At 60.3% G+C, this 23,525-nt stretch carries 17 protein-coding genes; 7 read left to right on the forward strand and 10 right to left on the reverse strand.

All coding sequences use genetic code 11. The features are described 5' to 3' along the window. Window positions 1-121: 121 nt before the first annotated feature. Window positions 122-1,441 (forward strand): serine hydrolase domain-containing protein, encoded by a 1,320-nt coding sequence (locus tag ACQKIK_RS13570; protein ID WP_499136311.1) that lies wholly within the window; start codon window positions 122-124, stop codon window positions 1,439-1,441. A gap of 32 nt (window positions 1,442-1,473) precedes the next feature. Here the strand turns inward: ACQKIK_RS13570 and ACQKIK_RS13575 are convergent, their stop codons facing one another. From ACQKIK_RS13575 to ACQKIK_RS13585, 3 genes are all read right to left on the reverse strand, one after another. Further along, complete coding sequence (locus tag ACQKIK_RS13575) at window positions 1,474-2,202, reverse strand: anti-sigma factor (RefSeq protein WP_127839861.1); 729 nt, start codon at window positions 2,200-2,202, stop codon at window positions 1,474-1,476. Then, entirely contained in the window at window positions 2,199-2,759 is a 561-nt protein-coding gene (locus ACQKIK_RS13580; protein WP_335743690.1) for a sigma-70 family RNA polymerase sigma factor, read from the reverse strand. The genes ACQKIK_RS13575 and ACQKIK_RS13580 overlap by 4 nt, the downstream gene beginning before the upstream one ends. A gap of 112 nt (window positions 2,760-2,871) precedes the next feature. Next, complete coding sequence (locus ACQKIK_RS13585) at window positions 2,872-3,402, reverse strand: DUF3455 domain-containing protein (protein ID WP_127839862.1); 531 nt, start codon at window positions 3,400-3,402, stop codon at window positions 2,872-2,874. A 116-nt stretch (window positions 3,403-3,518) separates the two neighbouring features. On the opposite strand from ACQKIK_RS13585, the gene ACQKIK_RS13590 reads away from it, so the two are divergent. The 3 genes from ACQKIK_RS13590 (at window position 3,519) to ACQKIK_RS13600 (ending at window position 4,844) form a co-directional block, all read left to right on the forward strand. Continuing rightward, window positions 3,519-3,854, forward strand: coding sequence for a hypothetical protein (locus ACQKIK_RS13590; protein WP_499136313.1), 336 nt, complete (start codon window positions 3,519-3,521; stop codon window positions 3,852-3,854). 132 nt (window positions 3,855-3,986) lie between these two features. Continuing rightward, a complete protein-coding gene (locus tag ACQKIK_RS13595; RefSeq protein ID WP_499136314.1) occupies window positions 3,987-4,406 on the forward strand; it encodes a YciI family protein in 420 nt (139 codons plus the stop codon). 18 nt (window positions 4,407-4,424) lie between these two features. Next, window positions 4,425-4,844 carry a VOC family protein gene (locus tag ACQKIK_RS13600; protein ID WP_499136316.1) on the forward strand — a complete coding sequence of 140 codons (420 nt, stop codon included), beginning with the start codon at window positions 4,425-4,427 and terminating at the stop codon, window positions 4,842-4,844. 883 nt (window positions 4,845-5,727) lie between these two features. Here ACQKIK_RS13600 and ACQKIK_RS13605 read toward each other — a convergent pair. Together ACQKIK_RS13605 and ACQKIK_RS13610 are read right to left on the reverse strand one after the other, a co-directional pair. Beyond that, entirely contained in the window at window positions 5,728-6,471 is a 744-nt protein-coding gene (locus ACQKIK_RS13605; protein WP_499136317.1) for a Mut7-C RNAse domain-containing protein, read from the reverse strand. Window positions 6,472-6,547: 76 nt separating this feature from the next. Then, the gene (locus tag ACQKIK_RS13610) at window positions 6,548-7,330 is read right to left on the reverse strand and encodes a sulfite exporter TauE/SafE family protein (RefSeq protein ID WP_499136319.1); all 783 of its coding nucleotides are present in this window, start codon (window positions 7,328-7,330) and stop codon (window positions 6,548-6,550) included. Between the two features lie 200 nt (window positions 7,331-7,530). Between ACQKIK_RS13610 and ACQKIK_RS13615 the strand changes: the two genes are divergently transcribed. Beyond that, complete coding sequence (locus ACQKIK_RS13615; protein ID WP_499136320.1) at window positions 7,531-8,541, forward strand: ribonuclease Z; 1,011 nt, start codon at window positions 7,531-7,533, stop codon at window positions 8,539-8,541. 129 nt (window positions 8,542-8,670) lie between these two features. Beyond that, a complete protein-coding gene (locus ACQKIK_RS13620) occupies window positions 8,671-10,788 on the forward strand; it encodes a TonB-dependent receptor (RefSeq protein ID WP_499136321.1) in 2,118 nt (705 codons plus the stop codon). A gap of 172 nt (window positions 10,789-10,960) precedes the next feature. Here the strand turns inward: ACQKIK_RS13620 and hrpA are convergent, their stop codons facing one another. From hrpA to fadD2, 5 genes are all read right to left on the reverse strand, one after another. Next, window positions 10,961-15,064 (reverse strand): ATP-dependent RNA helicase HrpA, encoded by a 4,104-nt coding sequence (gene hrpA, locus ACQKIK_RS13625; protein ID WP_499136323.1) that lies wholly within the window; start codon window positions 15,062-15,064, stop codon window positions 10,961-10,963. Between the two features lie 116 nt (window positions 15,065-15,180). After that, the gene (locus tag ACQKIK_RS13630) at window positions 15,181-16,785 is read right to left on the reverse strand and encodes a M28 family metallopeptidase (protein ID WP_499136325.1); all 1,605 of its coding nucleotides are present in this window, start codon (window positions 16,783-16,785) and stop codon (window positions 15,181-15,183) included. A gap of 279 nt (window positions 16,786-17,064) precedes the next feature. Further along, entirely contained in the window at window positions 17,065-18,750 is a 1,686-nt protein-coding gene (gene ctpM / locus ACQKIK_RS13635; RefSeq protein WP_499136327.1) for a methyl-accepting chemotaxis protein CtpM, read from the reverse strand. A gap of 178 nt (window positions 18,751-18,928) precedes the next feature. Further along, entirely contained in the window at window positions 18,929-20,617 is a 1,689-nt protein-coding gene (fadD1, locus tag ACQKIK_RS13640) for a long-chain-fatty-acid--CoA ligase FadD1 (RefSeq protein WP_463285890.1), read from the reverse strand. Window positions 20,618-20,829: 212 nt separating this feature from the next. Continuing rightward, a complete protein-coding gene (fadD2, locus tag ACQKIK_RS13645) occupies window positions 20,830-22,518 on the reverse strand; it encodes a long-chain-fatty-acid--CoA ligase FadD2 (protein ID WP_499136328.1) in 1,689 nt (562 codons plus the stop codon). Window positions 22,519-22,793: 275 nt separating this feature from the next. On the opposite strand from fadD2, the gene ACQKIK_RS13650 reads away from it, so the two are divergent. Next, window positions 22,794-23,264, forward strand: a complete 471-nt coding sequence (locus ACQKIK_RS13650; RefSeq protein ID WP_045425124.1) for a MaoC family dehydratase — start codon at window positions 22,794-22,796, stop codon at window positions 23,262-23,264. Window positions 23,265-23,525: the final 261 nt, after the last annotated feature.

Genomic DNA, 23,525 nt, shown 5'->3' on the forward strand with positions numbered 1-23,525 from the left:
GATCGCTTAACGGGGACGGCTGCTGGCCGACCTCGCCACAACAAAACCGAGAGGTGACGGTATGGCAGGCAACAGCTTCCGACTCAGACCGCGCTGCCCGGATGCCCACTGTCGAGAACCGATGCAGCGTCACGAACGCTGGGCCAGGCGTCTAGTGGCCGCGATCTGTCTGGCCAGCCTGTGCACGACCGCTCAAGCACAGCTGACGGCTGCGGAGTCCGACCCGGTCAAGTTGGGCTGGATGCAGGGCTTTCCGCCTCCTGCTGAAAAACTGATCGGCCAGCCGGACTCGAACTACTTCAGCTTTCCCAAGCTTCGCTGGACCGTGTGCCATATCCGCGAGCTGCTGCCCACCGAGGCCGTCAGCCGAGGGTTGGATGCACCGGCGCCATTACGCCAATCGCTCGACAGCAGCATCGATGCCGTCAGGTTTATCCCCCTCGGCAGCCGTGAGCCGATGACGTGGGAACAGTCACTGGCAGCGAACTACACCGACGGCATCATCGTGCTGCACCGGGGCCGTGTGGTGTACGAACGCTACGCCGGCTGCCTCAACGAGCAGCGCAAACACGCCGCGATGTCGATGACCAAGTCGCTGACCGGCCTGCTGGCCGAGATACTGGTTGCAGAGGGCACGCTCGATGATCAGGCCATGGTGGCAAAGCTGGTTCCCGAGTTGGCCTCCAGCGCTTTCGGTGATGCCACCGTACGGCAGGTCATGGACATGACCACGGCGCTCGACTTCAGCGAGGACTATGCCGATCCCAACGCGCAGATCTGGAGTTACAGCGCGGCGGCGAACCCGTTGCCCAAGCCTGCCGACTACAAAGGGCCGGTCGGTTATTACCAGTACCTGCAGACCGTCGCCAAGCGCGGTACCCACGGTGAGGCGTTCGGCTATCGGACCGTCAACAGTGATGCACTGGGTTGGATCATCGCCCGCGTGTCCGGCAAGGCCGTCAGCGAACTGGTCTCCGAACGACTCTGGCAGCGCCTGGGCACCGAGCAGGACGCTTACTACACGGTCGATGCACTGGGTACGCCGTTTGCCGGCGGCGGTCTGAGCGCCGGCCTTCGCGACATGGCCAGGCTCGGCCAGTTGATGCTTGATGAGGGGCAACACGACGGAGCGCAATTATTCCCTGCGCAAGTCGTTCGGACCATTCGCACCGGGGGCGATAAGCAGGTGTTCGCCAAAGCCGGATACAAGACGCTACCAGGCGGCAGCTATCGGGCGATGTGGTGGGTACTGCACAACGCCAATGGCGCGTTCGCCGCTCGCGGTGTGCACGGGCAAACCCTCTACATAGACCCGACAGCCGAAATGGTGATTGCCCGATTCGCCTCCCACCCCTCGGCCAAGAATGCGGACAATGACCCCACTTCGCTGCCGGCCTACCAGGCGCTGGCCGACCATCTCATGGAGAAAGCAAAGCGCTGATCAGATGGGGCGCAGCCTGTTGCGCCCCGTCTTCAAATGACCTTGGCCGCACGCCCGATGAACTGAATCGGCCCGGTCGGCAGCCCGGTTGGCGAGCCGGTCGGCTGTTCCAGCGTCAATTCGAATAGCTGGTTGGGCTGCAACGGCGGCAAATCGTCGAGGCGAATCCTTACCGGCTCACCCGGCTTGACCAAGCCGAGGGAGACCGGCGCCTGCCAACCTTCGGCCTTAGTCCAGAGTTGCAGGGCCTTGTCCGGCGGCAGTTCGGTGACACCCAGCGGTATCAGCTCGATTTCACGTGGTTGATTGCTGGCCTGCACGACCCAACCCGGTGAAAGGTCCTGTGGGGTGGCGAGCACAACGAGCCAGGTTGGCGACGGCGTAGGCGACAGGCGTGTCAGTAACACGACCCCAAGCACGAGCGTGGCGGCCATGCCGGCTGCAGCAAAACCACGCCACAGCGACAGGCTTTCCCACCAGCTGTTCGGGCGGGCGGGTACAGCCGGAGCGGCCTGGCGACTCGTCTCGTCCAGGCTGCGCTCGATTCGATTCCACAAGCGCGGCGAGGGCGTTTGCGGTTCGACCAGATCGGTCAGGTAGAGCAGCCGCGCTTCCCAGTAATCGACTGCTGCTTGCAACTCAGGCTCTACAGCGAGGCGCTTTTCGACCGCTTCCCTGTCTTCTGCAGAGAGGGTTCCAATCACATATTCGCCGGCGAGTTCGTGCAGGGCCTCGTTCGGACCCTTGGGTTCGTTGTTCATCCGATGCACTCACGAAGGGCGGTCAGGCTGCGGCGAATCCAGGCTTTTACCGTACCCAGTGGCGCACCCAGGCGCTGGGCGATTTCCTGATGCGAATAGCCGTCGACGTAGGCGTGAAACACGCAATTGCGACGCACCGGTTCGAGTTGTTCGAGACAGGCTTCGATCCTGCCGGGGTTTACCCGCCAATCGAAGGCGTCGGTTTGTTCCTGCCAACCATCGATGGCGGCGTGCTCCATGTCGCCCTCCTCGTCCGGTTCCATCTGGACGTGGCGGGCGTTGTTACGTACGGCATTTAGCGCCAGATGGCGGGTCAGGCTGAAGATCCAGCCGCGAGCCGAGCCACGCGCCTGGTCGTACGTACCGGCCTTGTTCCAGATGCGGATGAAGGCGTCGTGAACGATGTCTTCGGCCAGGGCCACATCTCGCACAATGCGCTGAACGACGCCGAGCAGTCGCGGGCTTTCCTGCTCGTAAAGCTGCTGCAATGCCGATCGTTCGCCACGTGCGCAAGCGCGCAGGGCCGCTTCGTAATCGAACAAGGGGGGTTGCGACACGGTATCTGCCATTGGCTGGTTATCGACACCCCCGACGCATACGGGCCGGGGAGTCAGAGCATAGAAGCGATCAGCGCTCATATCGAGCGGCTTTTCACCCACTGCGCGTTGCTCACTTGTTGGCCCAGAACAGGTAGTCGGCCTGGTAATCAACGATCTGGCGCTCGCCCTCGTTGGCCGCTTCGCATGTTTTGGCCGGCGCTACGCCACCCTTGGTCGCGACGCGCTGGATGTAAGTGACACCTGTCATGGCGCCCTTACCTTCAGCCGGGTTGGCCTTGACCAGCTGATGAGGAATGTTGCCGTCGCCGGCTGGCGCAATGGCGACCTGAGTACCGGTCACCTTGGAGCCATCCATCGCTTCCCAGGTTGCAGGTGGGCCGTAGTATTTGCCGACCTGCTTGCCGCTGCGGTCGTTGAGCGCCGCTTTCGGCCCCATGAAGACCCAGGCCATCTGGCCGGGCATGTCGGTCTTGGCTTGGCATTCATAGGTGATCTGGCCGACGCCAACCGTTTCCATGGCGACCTTGTGGCCGTCCGGTACGCGCACGGCTTCAGGTACGTCCATCTGGGCGAAAGCGCTGGCAGAACAGCCAATGGCCAGTGTCAGACCGGTCAGGCAGAGGATCTTTTTCGCGTCCATTTTGGTGTCTCCGGGTAATGATCAGATTGGGCGGCCAAGCAGCCGCTACCTGTACTACCCGTCAGGCAGACGATTGGATGCAGTGAATTTGAAAAATAATCTGCTTAGCTTTGCGCATGACCAGTCGCGCCGATGCCGAACTGCCTTTCTACATTCGCAGAGAACACGCGATGCCCTATCTGCCCACCCTGGAATTCCCAACCATCGATCGGCAACGCTATGACGCGCTCAGTGCAACGCTCGCATCGAGCGGCCCGCCGTCCGGCATCCTGTTTCACTCATGTGCTGCCGTGCCCCATGGCTGGCGCATCACTGATCTGTGGGAGAGCGCAACCGCTTTCGATCGGTTCGTCGACGCATCGCTCCTGCCTGCCACCCGCGCATTGGTCTGGCCAGAGCCGTCGCGCAGGGAATGTATCGCCACGTATCACGCAGGCATGGTTCAGCGCTGAATGAAGAATCGCTCCCTGAAGAAAAAGACGTTTGGTTGTCGATTTGACTGGGCTCGGAACGACTAGGGATCAGTGCCTGCGGATGCGTTGACGCCGACGTGGCCGTCCTTAACTCACAGAGGAACCGAAACGATGCGATTCATGGTGATGATCAAGGCCAACGCGCAAACCGAAGCGGGCGAGATGCCCAGCGAGGATGTTCTTGCAGCCATGGGCCGTTACAACGAAACCCTGACCAATGCGGGCGTGCTGCTTGGTGGCGAAGGCTTACACCCCAGCAGCCGAGGTGCGCGGGTGCGTTTCGACGACGGCCAGTGCTCGGTCGTGGATGGCCCCTTCCTCGAGACCCGCGAGTTAATTGCAGGTTTCTGGCTATTCCAGACGGCCTCGTTGCAGGACGCCATCGATTGGGTAAAGCGCTGCCCGGCATCGGCCGTCGGTAAATCGGAAATCGAGATCCGACAGGTGTTCGAAGCCGAGGACTTCGGGGCGGAATTCACCGCCGAATTACGCGAGCAAGAAGAACGCCTACGCGCGCAAATCAACCACTAACCGCACCAGGAGAATCGAATGAAAATTACCCCTTACCTCACCTTCGACGGTCAGGCACGTGACGCCTTTACGCTGTATCAGCAGGTACTCGGCGGCGAACTGGAAATGATGACTTTTGCACAAGCGCCTGACGCTGGGCACTTCCCGGCGGAACATCGCGACCGAATCATGCATGTCTGTCTGAGCCTCGGCGAATTCTCGCTCATGGCGTCGGATACCATGCCGGGAGATCCCGCTTGTGGCGGAGGATCATACGAAGGCATTAAGGGTTGCTCGATCTCGTTGCACCCCGAAAGCATTGCCGAGAGTGAACGCCTATTCGCAACGCTTTCGGAGGGCGGGCAGGTTGTGATGCCCCTGGAGAAAACTTTCTGGGCCGAGCGTTTCGGCATGTTTATCGACCGCTTCGGCGTGTCCTGGATGATCAACTGCGCTTAGTGGCAAGCAGCCATCCCCTCGACTCATTCGAACGGATTTGTCCAGTCTTATAGCAGCAAAATTATCTAAAAAACCCGTTGACAGATAATTTTATGCACATAAGGCCCGGTCGGATTGGCTCTGCTCGTAGGGGTGCTGCACGCGCCAGGCTAAACAATCCTAAGTTATTGATTCAAAAGGATTTATCAATACTGGGTAAAAACTCGACGATCTGTTCTGAGCCGCGCCAGATGGGCGTTTGAGCAAGTCATCCAATATATGTTCACAGTGTTATCCACAGCTTTTGTGGATAACACACCACTCCCCAAGCACACCGGGGCTTAGCGGTCGCCGGACACGCCCTTACCCTTTAATTGTTACAGTTTTGCCGATCATGCCGTGGAGCCTTTCGGGGGGCTCAACTAGGGAAGCTACTTCGGCTTCTGCTGACGTGTTGCCGATTTGGCTATGTACGCTCGTCGTGGCGGTAGTGCTATTTCCCCAGTGCGTTGGTTCGCTGCGCTGAAGACGCGACGGCGGATAGGGTGCCTTCACGGTTGTGACCACGGACAAGGGGCTGCAAGCCGTATGGGATGGGCAGGCGCTTTCACCCGACCCTATCTACCTGTCCAATCAGCGAGCCGTGGACTGAACGCGCAAGCAACGGCCTGATCAGGTCAGTGGCCTCGACGACGAAGGCCTAGCAGCATCAACACCAAGCCTGCCCCCAAAAAACCGGGCGCCATCCATAGAAAGGTTTTCGTCTCCGACGCAAGACCAATCGGCAGGCAAGCAACTCCTGAGACGAGCAGAGGGATGGCCGGCGTAAGATAGAACATCGTGTGGCGCTGCATGGTCGGCTCCTGAGGAATTTGGGACAACACTAACCGATACGAAACGAGCGCTAGTCAACGAGCGTCAGGGAATCGAGCAAGGCCCGCATGTCCTGCCAGTGCGTGCCTTCCCAGAAAATCCGATCACATTGATCGCAGCCCCAAAAACGCTCATGGCGCGCCTGCACCCGCGGCGGCACGCGATCGAGTATGGCCTCCTTGTCCACCGGATGCAGTGGTACGTTGCAGCTCAGACACAGGCTGAAGGGCCGGGCATGGCTGGCCAGATCGAGCCGTTGGTAGAGTTCGCGTAGCTGGTCCTGAGGTTTGATTGCATGTACGTAGCAGCCGTGCAGCACCAACCGATGCATCAGCAGCGCGCGGTCGCGGGTCAGCAGCGCCCGGCGTTCACGGTTGGCCAGCTCTGCCATTGCCGCATCTTCAAAATTATTGTCGTAGAGGGTGTCGAAGCCAGCCATTCGCAGCAGCCGCGCCAGACCTCCGAGGTGGGCATCGGCCACGAAGCGGGGCGGCCTCGACGGTAAGGGTTCAATGGTGGTCAGGGAGCCGATATCCAACTGTTCAAACTTGGGATACACGGCGACTCGGTCACCCGCTTCGATAGGCCAGTCAAGGCCAGCCGGCGCGCCATTGACTAGGACTAGCGCCACCTCGGTATGCGGTACGCCGAGGGCTTCGATCATGTGCTTGGTGGTGGCCGACTCGGCGCAGGAACAGCGAAACGCCTGCCCGCGACGCTCGACGGTAAGGAATGCGTTCAACCTGGCATAGAAGCGAAACGTTGCATTCGTCATGGTATCTGGGCACCGCCAACCGCGCATGCTCTGCCAAGAATTGCGCGGCGCGTGTCACTCCCGAAAAAGCGATAGGTCAGATTAGCTTATAGCCGATCATCGCCAACATGACTGCCAAGCAAGGTCGTAACACCGCTTCCGGCACCCGGCCGGACAGGTTGCTGCCCAAAAAAATGCCCGGCAACGAGCCTATCAGCAGGTAGCTCAGAATGGTCCAGTCCATGTTGCCCATGCTGGCGTGACCCAGCCCGGCTACCAGCGTCAATGGCACCGCATGGGCGATCTCAGTCCCCACCAGGCGGCGCGTGGCGAGCAAGGGGTAAAGGAAGAACAGCGCCACTGTACCCAGCGCACCGGCGCCTATCGAAGTCAGCGTGACCATTGCGCCAAGCACAACGCCCACCGCTACGGTCAGGATGTTCAACCCGCGCTGCGACAGCCTGGGGGTCGGGCCTGACAAGCGAGCTGCCACAGCGAGCAGTTGCTTCTTGAACAGCACAGCCAGCGCCGTGAGTACCAGCACGATGCCAAGGGAGTGTTTGATGATCGCGTTGAGCGCATCCTGGTCCGTGTGCAGCCCTTTCAACAGCCACAGCGTCAGCGCTGCGGCCGGCACGCTGCCCAGCGCCAGCCAGCCGGTAATGCTCCAGTCGATGTTTCGATTCTTCTGGTGTACCCAGACGCCGCCGGCTTTGGTGATCGCTGCGTAGAGCAGGTCGGTGCCCACGGCCGCAGCCGGGTTGACGCCGAACCACAACAAGATCGGCGTCATCAGCGAGCCGCCGCCTACACCGGTCATGCCAACGATAAAGCCAACCAGCAGGCCGGCCACAACAAAGCCGATTACACCGAATTCCATACGAACGTCCGATCCAAGGCACACAGGCCGTGTCAAAGGCCAGCAGCATAACGGTCCGAACTAGCAATCCTTAATATAAGTTCGTGCTTTCTTAGTAGCTAAAAGATATATGACCACGGCAAGGTGCCCCGGTCGGGTGTAGGTTTATTAGCCGGCACTCGGCCGCCATACTGACGCGACGACTACGCACGAGCATTACCATGGACTTGATCTTCCTTGGCACTTCTTCCGGCACGCCGACTAAGGCCCGCAATGTCAGCGGCGTAGCGCTGCTGGAGGACAGCGGCAAAGGCTGGTATCTGATCGATTGTGGCGAAGCCACCCAGCATCAATTGCTGCATACGCCGCTGACGCTGCATGGCTTGCGAGCCATTTTCATCACCCACGTGCACGGCGATCACTGCTACGGCTTGCCGGGTTTGCTTGCCAGCGCCGGCATGGCACGGCGCCAGGGGCCGCTGGATATCATCGCTCCGCGGGTGATCGAAGACTGGGTACGTGCCACGCTGGACATGAGCCAGAGCTGGCTGCCCTACGAACTGAGGTTTCACGCCACCGAGTCGTTCGACGGCTGGTGCAGCTCGCAGATGCGCGTCGAGGCCACAGCCCTGTCCCATCGGGTCCCGAGCTGGGGTTACAGCTTCACGGAAAGCCGTCCCGATCCTAGCCTCGATGTCGACAAGCTCGACCGCGACGGCGTGCCGCGCGGCCCACTCTGGGGGGCTCTGATGCGCGGCCACGACATCGAACATGAGGGACGCACGCTGCGTAGCGAGCACTATCTGCTGTTCAGTCGTGCACCGCGTCGTGTCGTTATAGCGGGCGATAACGACCAGCCCGAACTTCTACGCGAGGCCTGCCAAGGCGCGCAACTGCTGGTTCACGAAGCGACCTATACCCAGACCATCGCCGAAGCCGGTAAAGCTGATTTTGGCCACAGCACAGCCGCGCAGGTCGCCGCATTCGCAGCGTCGGTCCAGCTGCCGCATCTAGTGCTAACGCACTTCAGCGCGCGGTATCAAGGCGCACCGAACAGAGGCTTATCAATAAACGACATCCGGGTGGAGGCAGCAGAGCATTTCAGCGCGAACTTGATTTTGGCCGAAGATCTGTTGCGGATCAGGCTAGACAAGCAAGGTCAGCTGCAACGGGTGGAACGGCTTAGCAAAGATGCGCGAGAAGCAGCCGTGAGCCGGCCAGGCGGCTCGTAGCGTAGGGCGAGGCGGGAAACTATAACGAAGAGCGTAAAGCCAACCGACAACCACTAACGATAATCTCTATCATTTACATTTAGTTTACACACCGCTATCGTCGCCTCCTCTTCCACTGGAGATGACACCGTGCCATCAAATGTAACCCGTCTATTGCCGCTGCTCAGCGTGCTTGCAGCTCCGGCTGTTTACGCACAATCCGCTTCCCCGCTTGAACTTCCTGCCACCGCAGTAACCGGTGCCCGCGAAGAAGCAAGCTATAAGCCCGAAGAGAGCAGGACTGCCCTGAAAATTGACGCCCCGCTGCGCGATATTCCGCAGTCGGTCAATGTGGTTCCCCAGAGCGTGCTCAGGGACCAAGGCGTCGATTCCCTCGAGGATGCGTTGAAGAACGTACCAGGCATCGGCCTGAGCAACGGCGACGGGCAACGCGACCAGGTCACCATCCGTGGCTTCAGCGCCATTGGCGACCAGTACATCGATGGCATTCGTGATGACGCGCTTTACTACAGGGACATGTCGAACATCGAGCGCGTGGAGGTGCTCAAGGGGCCGGCGGCAGTACTTTATGGTCGTGGCTCGTCTGGCGGCCTGATCAACAGCGTGACCAAAAAACCTACATTCACGCCAGAGCAGGAAGTGGGTGTCAGCTTCGACAGCGAAGGAAAACGGCGCACTCAGTTCGATGCCGGCTGGGCCGATCAGGAGCAGAAAAACAAGGCGTTTCGTGTAACCGGCGCGCTGGAAGACAGCGACACCTTCCGCGAAAACGGTTTTCTGGAACGCAAGGCCCTGGCGCCGTCTGCCTACTTCCAGCTCTCCGAGGATCTGGAGATCAACCTCGGCGCGTCATATCTGTACGACAAGCGTCTGATCGACTTCGGCATTCCGGCACTCAACGGCCGCCCGGTCGATGTGGACCGCGATAAACGCTTCGGTTCGGCCGACGCGGATCAGGACTACACGCGCAGCGAAGTCTTCTCGCTGACTGCCGGTATCGATTACCGCATCAATGACGCCTTCACGCTGAGCAATACCAGCCGCTATTACCATTACGATCTGGACCGCAACAACACCCTGGCTCACACCGACGCCAACCGCTTCGTCACTGCCCCGGACGGTACCTTGCTGGTCAAGCTCAAGCGCGGCAATGTGCAGCGTAAAGAGGATGGATGGTTCAACCAGACCGAGCTGAAACAGAACGCGGTCCTCGCTGGAATGAATCATCAATTGCTTTACGGCGTTGAGTTCGGACGCCAAGAAAAGGACCAGCAGTTTTTCAACCAGGATGATGTAGCGAGGGTGCCTGTTTACGGCGATGCGCTACAACCGGTGCCGTCTCAGGCCAACCGGAAGACCGGCGACGGTCTCAATACGCAGGAAACTACAGGCCTCTACATCCAGGATCTGATTGAGCTCTCGCCACACTGGAAAGCGCTGTTAGGCGTGCGTTACGACGAGTTCGACCAGACCTTCCGCGACGACCTCAACGGCAAGACCGAGCTGGAGCGTACCGATTACACGCTGAGCCCGCGCGCGGGTCTGGTCTGGCAGCCGGATGGCAGTCAGTCCTACTACCTTTCGGTCAGCCAGTCCTATCAGCCCTCAGGCGAAATGTTCCAGGTCAGCGCAGCCAACGTGGAACTGGAGCCTGAGGAAACCACCAACTACGAGATCGGCGCTAAATGGAACCTGTTGCAGGATCAGCTCACGTTGACCGCAGCGGTATTCCGCCTGGAGCGTACTCAGATCAAGACCACCGACCCAGTCAACCCGGCCAAGCTGGTGCTGGCGGGTGAGCAACGCACTGACGGGTTCGAAACCACCTTCATGGGTCAGGTCTCGGACAACTGGCAGCTCTATGGTGGCTATGCCTTCCTGGATGCGGAGATCACCAAATCGAACAGCAAGACCAACGGTATTGCCAACGAGGGCCAGGTGCCAACGCTCACGCCGCGCCACAGCGCCAACCTGTGGGCGGTGCGCTCACTCACTCCCGACTGGCGTGTTGGCATGGGCGCCAACTATGTCGGCAGCCGGTACACCTCGCTGGATAACGAAACCGAGTTACCCGGCTACACCACATTCGATGCAGCGCTGTTCTATCAGCAAGAGCAATGGGATGCGGCACTGCGCCTGTTCAACGTCTTCGATAAGGAGTACTACGCCTCGGCCCATGGTTCGGTCGACCTGATTACCTCTGGCGCGCCGCGCACCCTTGAGCTGAGCGCTAACTACCGATTCTAAACGCCCTTCGGATACCCGAAACAAGCGAGGCGCTTGTTGATAAGCGCCTCGTTTTATTAGCGGCCTATTCCACCGTCAGCACTGGTCCGATTTGCAATGATGCGGGCTGCTTAGGGTGCGCCTGAAAAACAATGACGGCCTGAGTAAAAGCCGCGACTGCAACGCTCTACGGTCAAGCCTCCACCTGGCTCCACTGCTTGTTCAAGCGCTTGTCCGATACCGCCATCTTCGTGCCCAGCTGCTGGGCCCAGAGCGACACGCGATACTCCTCCAGCATCCAGCGGTACAGCACCAGTTCCGGATCGCGCTTGCCTTCCTGCTGATGCTTTTTCAACCGCGCCTGGTACTGCTCCCAGTAGCCAGCCAATTCGCCGGACCACACCCGATCGCGCTGCAGCTGCGCGCCGATCTTCTCAAAGCGCTGTTCGACGGCTTTGAGATAGCGCGGGTATTCCTTGAGCCATTCGCCCAGTGTTTCGCGAACGAAGCCGGGATAGACCAGATTGCCCAGCTGCGCCTTGATGTCGTTGAGCGCGACCGCCTGAGCAAGGTCGATCTTGCCCTTGAAGCGCTTCTGCAGGCCATGCCAGAGCTTGAGGATGTCCAGCGTCAGGCGGGCCAGACGCTCAGCATGGGTCGCCCAGTCACCACGCTTGCGTTCCGCCAATGACGCAAGCGCAGCACCATCGCGTGGCAGTTGCGCTTCGCCGTCGAGGATGCTGCTGTCGAGGCTGGCCAGAAGGATGTCCTCGACCAGCGCATCGATCTTGCCCATGTCGCGGTACAACAACGCCAGTTCGGTCAGTCCCGGCAGCTTGTTGCGCAAGTACTTGGCCGGTTCGGCCAGTTGCTGCAGCAGCAGTCGTTGCAGGGCGCGGCGGTGCTGATAGTCGGCTTCGGCCTGGGTCGGGAAGCGGCCTTCTTTGACCACCACGCCCTCTTCCACCAGTGCCGGGTAAACGGTCATGGACAGCCCCGCCATTTTCGCCTGGGCTTTTTCCGCCACCTGGGCGAAGCCCTTGGCCTCCACCGGTTTCTGTTCAGCCTTTTGCTGCGGGGGCGCCAGCGCGGCCTGGCTAGCTTCATTGAAGCGTGCGGTCAGCTCGGCAAGATCACGACCTTCACCAAGAAACTTGCCGCGCGCGTCGACCACCTCGATGTTCATTTTCAGATGACTTTCCAGGCCCGCTGCGGCTTCGCTCCAGGCCTCGTCCGGAACCCGTGCGCCGGTCATGCGCAGCAGCTCGCGACCCAGCGCCTCAGGCAGCGCGCCCTCCGCAAAGCTGACTTTCGAGAGTGCCGCCTTGACGAAGTCGGGCACCGGCACGAAGTTCTTGCGGATCGCTTTCGGCAGGTTGCGCACCAGTGCCACCGCCTTTGCCTCGATCAACCCTGGCACCAGCCAGTCGAGCCGTTCAGCCCGCAGTTGCGGCAGCAGAGGCGCAGGAACGCGCAACGTCACGCCGTCGCGCGGATGGTTGGGTTCGAAGTGATATTCCAATGACAGTTGCAGTTCGCCGATGCGCAAATGGTCCGGGTACTGAGCGGCGGTGACCTCGCTGGCGTCGCGCGCCAGCACGTCTTCGTCGCGCATGACCAACAGTTGCGGGTCTTTGGCGCTCTCGCGCTTGTACCAGCTTTCGAAACTGGCGGTCTGGTAGATGTCCTGCGGCACGCGCGCGTCGTAATAGGCGAACAGCGTGTCTTCATCGGCAATGATGTCGCGACGCCGCGCCTTGGCTTCCAGTTCGTCGAACAGCTCCAGCAGCTCGCGATTCGCGGTGAGTGCCTTGGCGCGGCTGAGCATCTCGCCACGCACCAGACCCTCGCGGATGAACAGCTCCCGCGCCGCTGCTGGATCGATGGGACCGAAATGCACCGGGCGCCGCGCCACCACGATCATGCCGTACAGGGTGACCTGCTCGAAGGCCACCACCTGGCCGCGCTTCTTCTCCCAGTGCGGCTCGAAGTGGTTGGTCTTGATCAGGTGCTTGGCCAGCGGCTCGATCCAGTCCGGCTCGATCTTCGCCACCATGCGCGCGAACAGCTTGGTGGTTTCGACCAGTTCCGCCGCCATGATCCAGTTGGGCTTCTTGCGCCCGATGACGCTGGACGGGTGCACCCAGAAACGCCGTTGCCGCGCGCCGAGAAAGTCGCCCTCCTCGGTCTTGTGCCCGACCTGGCTGAGCAGGCCGGACAGGATCGCCTTATGCACGGCCGCGTAACTTTTGGCCTTCTGCGCAGCCTCGTTGGCTTCGGCTTGCTCGGCCAGCTTGACGTTGACCTTCTTATCCTTCGTCAGGGCGATCTGATCGGCAGGGGCTTCTTTGCCGTCATCCTTGTGGACGCCCGACTGCTGGCGATCCTTACCATCGATGGCCTGATCGCCAGCAAGCTGGCTCCTACGGTTGTTCGCGTTATCGTTGAGCTTCAACTCCCGCACGATAAGCGTCAGTTGCCGATGCGCATCACGCCACTCACGAAGGCGGAGATAGTTGAGGAAATTCTTCCGGCACCATGTGCGCAACGGATTGGAACCCAGCGCCTGGCGCTGTTCCTCGAAACCGCGCCAGATATTGATCAGCGCGGCGAAGTCCGAATCCGGATCCTTCCACTGCGCATGGGCCTGATCGGCCTGTTGTTGGCGGTCGGCTGGTCGCTCGCGCACGTCTTGCACCGACAGCGCACTGGCAACGATCAGCACCTCGGCCATGCTGCCGAGCTGCGCCGCTTCGAGCAGCATGCGGCCCAGGCGCGGGTCGATGGGCAAACGCGCCAGCTGTCGGCCCAGCGGTGTCAGCTGGTTTTCGCGATTGACCGCTGACAGCTCCTGCAACAGGTTGAAGCCATCGCTGATCGCCCTGCCATCCGGCGGCTCGATAAAGGGGAAATCCTCGATCTGGCCAAGGCGCAGATGCAGCATCTGCAGGATGACCGCCGCGAGGTTGGTGCGCAGGATCTCCGGATCGGTGAATTCCGGCCGGCCGAGAAAATCCTCTTCGCTGTAGAGGCGAATGCAGATGCCCGGCTCGACCCGCCCGCAACGGCCTTTGCGCTGGTTCGCGCTGGCCTGGGACACAGCCTCGATGGGCAGACGCTGCACTTTTGCGCGATAGCTGTAGCGGCTGATGCGCGCGGTGCCCGAATCGATCACGTAGCGGATACCGGGCACGGTCAATGACGTCTCAGCCACGTTGGTTGCCAGAACGATCTTGCGACCGGCCGCGGGGCGGAAGATTTTCTGCTGCTCGGCCGGGGTCAAACGCGCATACAGCGGCAGCACCTCGGTGAACTTCAGGTTGGCCTTGCGCAGCACTTCGGCGGCATCGCGGATCTCGCGTTCACCGGGCAGAAACACCAGCACATCGCCCGGACGCTTGCCGACGCTTTTTTCATGCGCCTCGATTTCGTCCAGCGACGCCAGAATGCCTTGGTCGACAGTAAGATCGTCCTCGACCCGGTTGCCGTCCTCGTCGGTTTCGGCTGCCAGCGGGCGATACCAGGTTTCGACCGGGAAGGTTCGGCCGGACACCTCGACGATGGGGGCGCCATTAAAGTGCTCGCTGAAGCGCTGCAGATCGATGGTCGCCGAGGTGATGATGACCTTGAGATCCGGCCGCCGTGGCAGCAAGGTCTTGAGGTAGCCGAGCAGGAAATCGATGTTGAGGCTGCGTTCGTGGGCCTCGTCGACAATGATGGTGTCGTAGCGCTCAAGGAAACGGTCGTGCTGGGTTTCGGCCAGCAGGATGCCGTCGGTCATCAGCTTGATCAGCGAGCTGTCTTTGCTCTGGTCCTCGAAGCGGACCTGATAACCCACCAGCTCACCCAATGGCGTGCCGATTTCCTCGGCTACCCGCGTCGCGACGCTGCGTGCAGCCAGTCGGCGCGGCTGGGTATGACCGATCAGCCCGTGAACACCACGGCCGATTTCCAGGCAGATCTTCGGCAACTGGGTGGTCTTGCCAGAACCCGTTTCCCCAGCGATCACCAACACCTGGTGCTTTTCCAACGCGGCCTTGATCTCCTCGCGCTTGGCGGCAATCGGCAGGCTGTCGTCGTAGCGCATGGTCGGCACGCTCTGCCGCCGCGCCTCGGCCTTGGCGGCAGAGGCGTGGAAACGTTCGAGCCACTGGGCGAGGCGCTCGTCTTCGAGCGGTGCATCGCCAACTTTCTTGCGCAGGTCATGCAGCTGACGCCGCAAGCGATGGCGATCGGCGTACATCGCCTGGTCGAGGTTTTTCAGGAGTTGATCAAAGGCGGGCGTTGCGTCGGTCATGGACAGCCGTAAGCGATAGCGTGAAGGCCGCGATTGTCGCAGATTTGGCCGGCTGGCCGTAGGGAAAGGGACTGATTGAAAGACCGCGCCGGCTGACCGGCGCGGATTTCAGGTGGTTAACGGATCCAGTGGCCCCAGCGAGATTTCTCCTGCACTTGCTGAATGCGCATCGTGCCGATGCTCTGCTCAGCCGCTGCGGCTATCTCGTCATCGACCACCTTGGTCGACAGCGACAACCAGCTGGTGGTGAAGGCCAACGCGTCGCCGTGCAACTCCAACGCCTCGGTGGAGATATTGCTGAGGTCGTCGCACTCGGAGTGGTAGCACGGATCGTATGCCAGCCCGGCGGTACCGCCATAGCGCTGGGCCTGCTCCACGCTCTTGATGTCTTCGGCACCGGTGAACAGCCCACCGAACGCGATGCCGTCATCGAAGAACTGCGCATAGTCGGAGCGGAAGTCGATCTCAGTGCCTTCGGACGGCGCGTTGCGCAGCTGGAAGTAGGAGCGGAACAGACGCTCGATAGCCCCCGAACCGGGTGGGCCTTGCAGACCGAAGTCCGAGCCGTCGCCGTCATAGATGAAGTTCGCGTAATTCGGCGAGCCGATCATATCGACGTTCAGGTAGGCCTTGATCTGCTGCTTTTCCTCCTCCGGCAATTGGTTGACGTAGTAAGTCGAGCCGACCAGCCCCGATTCCTCGGCGCCCCACCAGGCGAAGCGCACCTTGTTCAGCGGGTAGGCCCTGCTCATCAGTGTCGCCATTTCCAGCAGCGCAGCACTGCCGGAACCGTTGTCGTTGATGCCAGCCCCTTCGAATACCGAATCCAGGTGCGCACCGACCATGATCACATTGTCAGGATTGCCCCGACGGGTCTCGGCCAGCAAGTTGTAGGTTTCGGTTCGCTCGCGCACCACGTCGACGTTCATGCTCAGCTGCAGCCCCTCGGTCCCAGCCCAGGTCACGCCGTTTTGATAAGTGGAAAACAGCACCGGGATGCCGCCTTCGTAGTCTTCACCCAAGGTGGCAACCAAGAGCCCTTTACGGTCCTCAGTATCGCCCTGATTGAAGATGATTGCTCCTGCTGCCCCGGCCGCTGCTGCATTGGTTGCCTTCTGGCCAAACGCACAGGCGCCACGCTGCATCAGGGCAATGGCGCCAGCAGGGAAGCCTGCAAAATCTTCCGGTTCACACCCGCTAGTGGAGGTGTTGCCCAGGCCGAGGGCAAGGTCGACCGGAACGACCGGGGCGGTCACGGTCCCGGGGTCGGTCTGATCGGCATAGGTGAAGTCTTCCTCCCAGGTGTACTGCACGGTTTGGGGCGCTACCGCAGCGAGTGAGCCTGGCCCCTCCGGGTAGAACGCGAGGAAGGGAAAGCTCTGCACCCTTACGCGGTAACCGGCGCGTTCGAGTGTGGTCCGCACGTAGTCTACCGACGCCTGATAACCAGGTTGACCGGACGCGCGATTGCCGTTGTTCAGGGAGGCGATGTCCTGCAGGTTCTGCAGGTGCGTCATGATGTTACTGGCCTGCATACAGCGCGGCAGACCGAGCGGCGTGCCGACCAGCAGCGGTGTGCGACAAACTCTTGAGTCGGGCTTGCCCGGACTCCAGTAATCGTCAAACGCAGGGATTTCTGCTGTGGGTGCAGCCAAGGCTGCGGTGGAAGCTAGTAAAGCGAAAGAAGCAACTACCCGACGTGCATTGTTTTTCTTTTGCATGGGTAACTCATCCTTGCAACGAGATTGATGGGCAGGCCGCAAAATGGCATGCGCCATCGTCCCCTACGGCTTTAAGCGGACGCGGCCATAGGGGACTAGACCGGAACGGTTACGTTCCGGTTCTCGCTCTCCAGCCGGACGGCAGCACCATCCGTCGCCTCGCAGGAACCTGTCTCGATGCACTTCGCGCGGACCACGCCAGCGCTTGGAAGGGATGTGCAGAAGTATTAATGGAACCGCAGCGGGACTTGCCCGCGCTGCGTTCAAATGTGCAACAGGTCAAACGCGGAACTGCCCGACCAATCCTTGAAGGCGGCTGCCCAACCCATCAAGTTCACGTGCGGTCTTAGCACCCTCGGCGGCATCGTTGGCAACACCGTCGACCGCATCGGCGATGTGGTGAACGCTGCGGTTGATTTCCTCGGCTACCGCGGTTTGTTCTTCTGCGGCGCTGGCGATCTGAGCGTTCATCGAGTTGATGGTGCCGATCAGCGCGGCGATTGCATCCAGCGATTCGCCTGCCTGATTGGCCTGCTCACGTGTGGCCTCGCCCTTCTCGCCAGCGCGCCGCATGGTGCCTACGGTATGCGAGGTGGCGCTCTGCAGTCGGTCGATCATGTTCTGGATCTCGCCGGTGCTCTGCTGGGTACGACTGGCAAGGGCCCGCACCTCGTCTGCGACCACGGCGAAGCCTCGGCCAGCTTCCCCGGCGCGGGCGGCTTCGATCGCCGCGTTCAGGGCTAGCAAGTTGGTCTGCTCGGCAATCGCACGAATTACATCCAGCACACCGACAATGCCCTGCACGTCCCGCTGGAGCCCTTCGAGCGAAGAGCCACTGTCCCGCAGCTCACCTACCAACTCATGAATCTGCTCGATGCTGCGGTCAACCACCTGCTTGGCCGCCAGGCCTTGCTGGTCGGTCTCTTGCGCCGCTTCCGCCGCCCGCTGCGCGCTCATCGCCACTTCGTGTGCGGCAGCCGACATCTCGTTGATCGCAGTAGCCACCTGATCGGTCTCATGCCGCTGACCAGCCATGGCTTGCTCTGAACGCTGCGCCTGGCTGGCAACCGCACCGACCAGACCGGTCAGTTCGGTCGTGGTACCGGCAACCTGTTGTACCAGGACGTGGATCTTCTCAACGAAACGATTGAAAGATCCGGCCAGCTCGCCAAGCTCATCACGGCTCGTGACCGGCAACCGATGGGTCAGATCGCCGTCTCCGGCGGCCATGTCATCCAGATTGCGCTTGACCAATAGCAGCGGTCTCAGGATGGCATTGCTCAGGAACAGCGCCAGCCCCGCGATCAACACCAGCAGTACGGCAGCTGAGCCGAGCATGATGGCCGTCATACGATCGATGCGTTGTTGAAACGCCATGCGCGCCGCCTGCACGTCCCGCTCGACCCCATCAAGGTTTAACGAGGTGCCGAACGCAAGCTTCCATTTAGGAAGGTATTCGGCATAGCCGATCTTTGGCACCACTGCCTTGCTATCCGGCATTTCAAAGCTGTAGTCGACGAAATGTGTGCCGTCCTGACCAGCCTTAACCAGCTCGCGAATCGCATAGACACCGTTGGGGTCCTGGTATCCAGCAAAGCTCTGGCCGATCTTTTCACGAGTGTCGCCCTGAAAAACTCTCACAGCCTGGTCGTCGTAGCCCCAGAAATAACCATCGCTGCCATATGACAGTCCTTCGAGAAGCCTGACTGCCTCGGCTCTCGCTGCCATGTCACCGTCGGCAGAACGGTCATAGAGCGCACCAATTGCATTGTGCGCCACTTCCACATAATGCTTGAGCTCGGCGCGGCGATCCCGCGTAAGGCTTTCACGGGCGTGGCTCTCCTGCTGCCTTGCCAGGTCGTTCAATTCATAGACTGCGATGCTACTCAGCACCACGGCTAACATCAGCGTCGGCACCAACCCCAGCAGCAGCAACTTCACTCGTAATCGAAGGTTGGAAATCATCTGCTTGACCCCACTATTTACATGGATTAATACCGCTATTGTGACAAGTAACAGGCGCGCCAGACAGCAGCCAAAGGTCGCATGTAAAGGAGTTGGTAAGCCCGTCAGCAGGGACAGAAAGCTACCGGGCAGAAACGCAAAAGCCCCGCCAAGGCGGGGCTTTTCTGTACCACTACGGTTATTTCTTTCCGAGCTTCTTCAGCTCTTCGTCACGCAATTCGCGGCGCAGGATCTTGCCCACGTTGGTGGTCGGCAAGCTGTCGCGGAACTCGACGGTCTTGGGCCGCTTGTAGCCCGTTACGTTGTCATGCATGTGCTGCATGACCTGCTCCTTGGTCAGACTTTCGCCCGGCTTGACCACCACAAACAGCTTGATCGCCTCGCCTGCTCGTTCGTCCGGTACACCGATAGCAGCACACTGCAGCACACCGGGTAGGGTCGCGAGCACGTCTTCCAGTTCGTTGGGATAGACGTTGAATCCGGAGACCAGAATCATGTCTTTCTTGCGGTCGACGATGCGCATGTAGCCGTCGTCCTGGATAATGCCGATGTCGCCTGTCTTCAACCAACCGTCAGCATCCAGGATTTCATCAGTGGCATCCTGGCGCTGCCAGTATCCCTTCATCACCTGAGGACCCTTGACGCAGAGTTCGCCGATTGCGCCCATCGGCAGGTCGTTACCCTCATCGTCGATCACTTTGCACAATGTCGACGGCATCGGGATGCCGATCGTACCGATCTGAATGCCGCCGAACGGGTTGACCGAGACTACTGGGCTGGTTTCGGTCATGCCGAAGCCTTCGCAGATCTCGCAGCCAGTGACTTGCTGCCAGCGCTCAGCAGCGGCCAATTGCAGGGCCATACCACCGGAGAACGTGGCTTTCAGTGAAGAGAAATCCAGCTTGCGGAAGTCTTCGTTGTTGCACAGCGCCACAAACAAAGTGTTGAGACCAACAAAACCAGTGAAACGGTACTTGCCGAGATCCTTGACGAAGGTCGGCAAGTCGCGCGGGTTGGTGATCAGCACGTTATGCGCGCCGATCAGCATCATGGTCATACAGTGAAAGGTGAATGCGTAGATGTGATAGAGCGGCAGCGGCGCAACCATGGTTTCGCAACCATTACCCAGCTCGGAGCCCATCAACGCGCGGCACTGCAGCATGTTGGCGACGATGTTGCGGTGGCTCAGCATCGCTCCCTTGGCTACGCCAGTAGTACCACCGGTGTATTGCAGAACCGCCACGTCATCACTGGCCGGATTGGCTTCGCGCGGCGCCTTGCCGCGCCCCAGCGCCATGGCGTCGGTGAACTTGACCGCCTTGGGCAAGTTGTAAGCCGGCACCATCTTCTTCACATGCTTGACCACAGCATTGACCAGCATACGTTTGACGGTCGGCAGCATGTCGCCAACTTCGGTCACCACCACGTGGCGGATGCCGGTTTTCGGCAGCACTTCTTCAGCTAGGTGGGCCATATTGGCCAGGCAGACCAGAGCCTTGGCGCCGGAATCATTGAATTGATGTTCCATCTCCCGCGCCGTGTAGAGCGGGTTGGTATTAACCACGATAAGACCAGCGCGCATGGCACCGAACACGACGATGGGGTACTGGAGAACGTTGGGAAGCTGGACCGCGATGCGATCGCCGGGCTGCAGATCGGTGTTCTGCTGAAGATAGGCAGCGAACTCACCGGACAGTTTGTACAGCTCACCGTAGGTCAGGGTCTTGCCGAGGTTGCTGAAGGCCGGCTTGTCTGCGAATTGCTCACAGGACTGTTTGAGCACAGCCTGAATGTTCTGGTACTCATCGGGATTGATCTCGCTCTTGACCCCGACAGGATACTTATCCTTCCAGAAGTTATCGGTCATGAAACCCCACTCCTAAGCGACAGCTTTACTGCATATAGCAGCTGTTTTGTTGTGTTTTGTTAATTTTTGTACGGAAGTTCCCGCCAAAAAGTGGACTGGAGGTTAGCAGTTTTGGAACTGGCCGAACAGTGTCCGGCTAGCTCAGAAAGGACACAAAGTGACCGAGGCGGATTACCCGGTCACTTCTAGAGCGTCATCAGGCGTCGCTCGGTTCAAGCCTGATCGCGCAATTCCCGACGAAGAATCTTGCCCACAGGTGTCATCGGAAGCGAATCTCGGAAGACCACGTGCCGGGGCACCTTGTAGCCCGTGAAGTTTTCCCTGCAATACGCCTTCAGCTCATCGACGGTCAGGCTGGCGTCGCTGCGCACAGCGAACAACTTCACGGCTTCACCGGACTTCTCGTCGGGCACGCCGATCGCTGCGCAGGCAGCCACCTTCGGGTGCGCCATGACTACGTCCTCGATCTCGTTGGGGTAGACGTTGAAGCCGGACACGATTATCAGGTCCTTCTTGCGATCAACGATGCGGACAAAGCCATCGGCATCAATCACCGCGACATCACCAGTTTTAAGCCACCCCTCAGCATCCAGCACCTCGGCAGTCGCGTCTGGACGTTGCCAGTAACCCTTCATAACCTGCGGACCTTTGACGCAGAGCTCACCGCGCTCGCCGAGGGGGAGCTCACTGCCGTCATCGTCGATCACTTTCAACGTCGTGCCCGGCACCGGCAGGCCGACGGTTCCCAGACGTGAATCTTCACCATGCGGATTGGCGCAGACCACAGGTGAAGTTTCGGTCAAGCCATAGCCTTCGGTCACAGTGACGCCGGTCATGCCCTTCCAGCGCTCGGCTACCGCAGAAACGAGCGCCGTGCCGCCTGAGTTGGTGCCTTTGAGCGAGGCGAAGTTGATTTTCTTGAATTCAGGATGCGACATGAGCGCGACGAACAACGTATTCAGTCCGAGGAAGGCTGTGAACTCCCACTTCTGCAGCTCTTTGACGAAACCATCAATGTCGCGAGGATTGGTGATCAGCACATTATGGTTGCCGGTCACCATCATGCACATGCAGTTAACTGTGAAGGCGTAGATGTGGTACAGCGGCAGCGGCGCGATCATGATTTCCTGCCCTTCCTTGATGATCGTGTGCCCCTGCTCGTCCAGCTGCTGCATGTTGGCGTGAACCTGCTGCATATTCGCCACCAGGTTGCCATGGGTCAGCATGGCGCCTTTGGCCACGCCAGTCGTGCCGCCGGTGTATTGCAGGACTGCAATATCGTCCAGCGTCAGCGCAACCGGCTTGAGGCCATGCCGCCCGCCATCACGCAGGACGTGCTTGAACGACACGGATTGCGGCAAGCTGTAAGCCGGCACCATCTTCTTAACATGCTTGACTGCAGCGTTGACGAGCAGCCCCTTCAGCGAAGGCAGCATGTCGCCGATACGCGCCTCGATGAGGACCTCGATACTGGTGTCGGGTACAACCTCCTGCACGAGCTTCCCGAAAGTATTCAGGTACACCAGTGCCCGCGCACCGGAATCCTTGAACTGGTGGCGCATCTCCCGCGCGGTATACAGCGGGTTGGTATTGACCACGATAAGCCCGGCGCGCAACGCACCGAACACAGCGATGGGGTATTGCAGCAGGTTGGGCATCTGCACTGCGATGCGGTCACCGGGCTGCAGGTCGGTGTGATTTTGTAGCCAGGCCGCGAAAGCCGCCGAGTAACGTTCCAGGTCCGCATAGGTCAGCGTCACACCCATATTGCTGAAAGCGGGACGGTCTGCGTGAGTCTTGCAGGAGCGCTCGAATACTTCCACCACCGAGCGAAAGCCGCCCAGGTCCACGTCGTTGGGCACACCAGCGGGGCGTTTGTCATTCCAGAAGTCAGGTTGCATTGTTATTGGCCTCTATACCTGAGAGTGTCTGGCCCACTCGCGGCGGGCTGTGGCGAACTTAACAGCTCCGCTGTGCCGCGCAATAGCGAGGCGGGTGTAATCAGTGATGTGAATCTCCAGCCACTGCGCTAACCCTGCCCTGGAACAGGACAACCCCGCCACAGACCTCTAGAATGCAGCCACCCAAGCGCCCGCACCGGCGCGCCCGCCATTTCCTGCCGCGGCTTCTGTCGAGGCCGGGCCTACCGTCCGTTTCCGTATTCTGAGGTTTACGCATGAGCACATTGAGCAATACCCCCTACGCTGACCTGGAAGTGGGCCAAAAGGCCACCTACAGCAAGACCGTAGAAGAACGCGACATTCAATTGTTCGCCGCAATGTCAGGCGACCACAACCCGGTCCACTTGGATGCCGAATTCGCCGCCTCGACGATCTTCCGTGAGCGCATCGCCCATGGCATGTTCAGCGGCGCACTGATCAGCGCAGCCGTGGCGTGCGAGTTGCCCGGACCGGGCACCATCTATCTCGGCCAGACGATGCGTTTCGCCTTGCCGGTGAAGCTTGGCGACACCTTGACCGTGCGCTTGGAGATTCTCGAGAAGCTGCCAAAGTTTCGCGTCCGCATCGCCACTCAGGTATTTAACCAGCGCGACGAGATGGTCGTTGACGGCGAGGCCGAAATTCTCGCCCCGCGCAAGGCACAGACCGTCGAAATCAAAGCCCTGCCCCCGGTCACCATTGGCTGAGCCAACGAACATCGCTAGAGCCTTCCGCCGCACAAGCCCATCGTTTGACGGCTGCTGACCTATGCAGGGAGGCCCGCGCACTAGGGCGTCTGATTGTCGCCCTTCGGCAATTGACTGACCCCAGCGACATGAGGCGCATCGGTAGCCCGAGGGAGCAGCCTTCAAGCACACGCTAAGACGCCAAGCCACGGTGTGCCAATGAATCAATATCCCGCCCTGAACCCACGCACTCGGTTCATGCGACCCCTGCGTCGTCGCTGA

The organism is Pseudomonas sp. NPDC047961 (assembly GCF_050272435.1).
Lineage (GTDB): Bacteria > Pseudomonadota > Gammaproteobacteria > Pseudomonadales > Pseudomonadaceae > Stutzerimonas.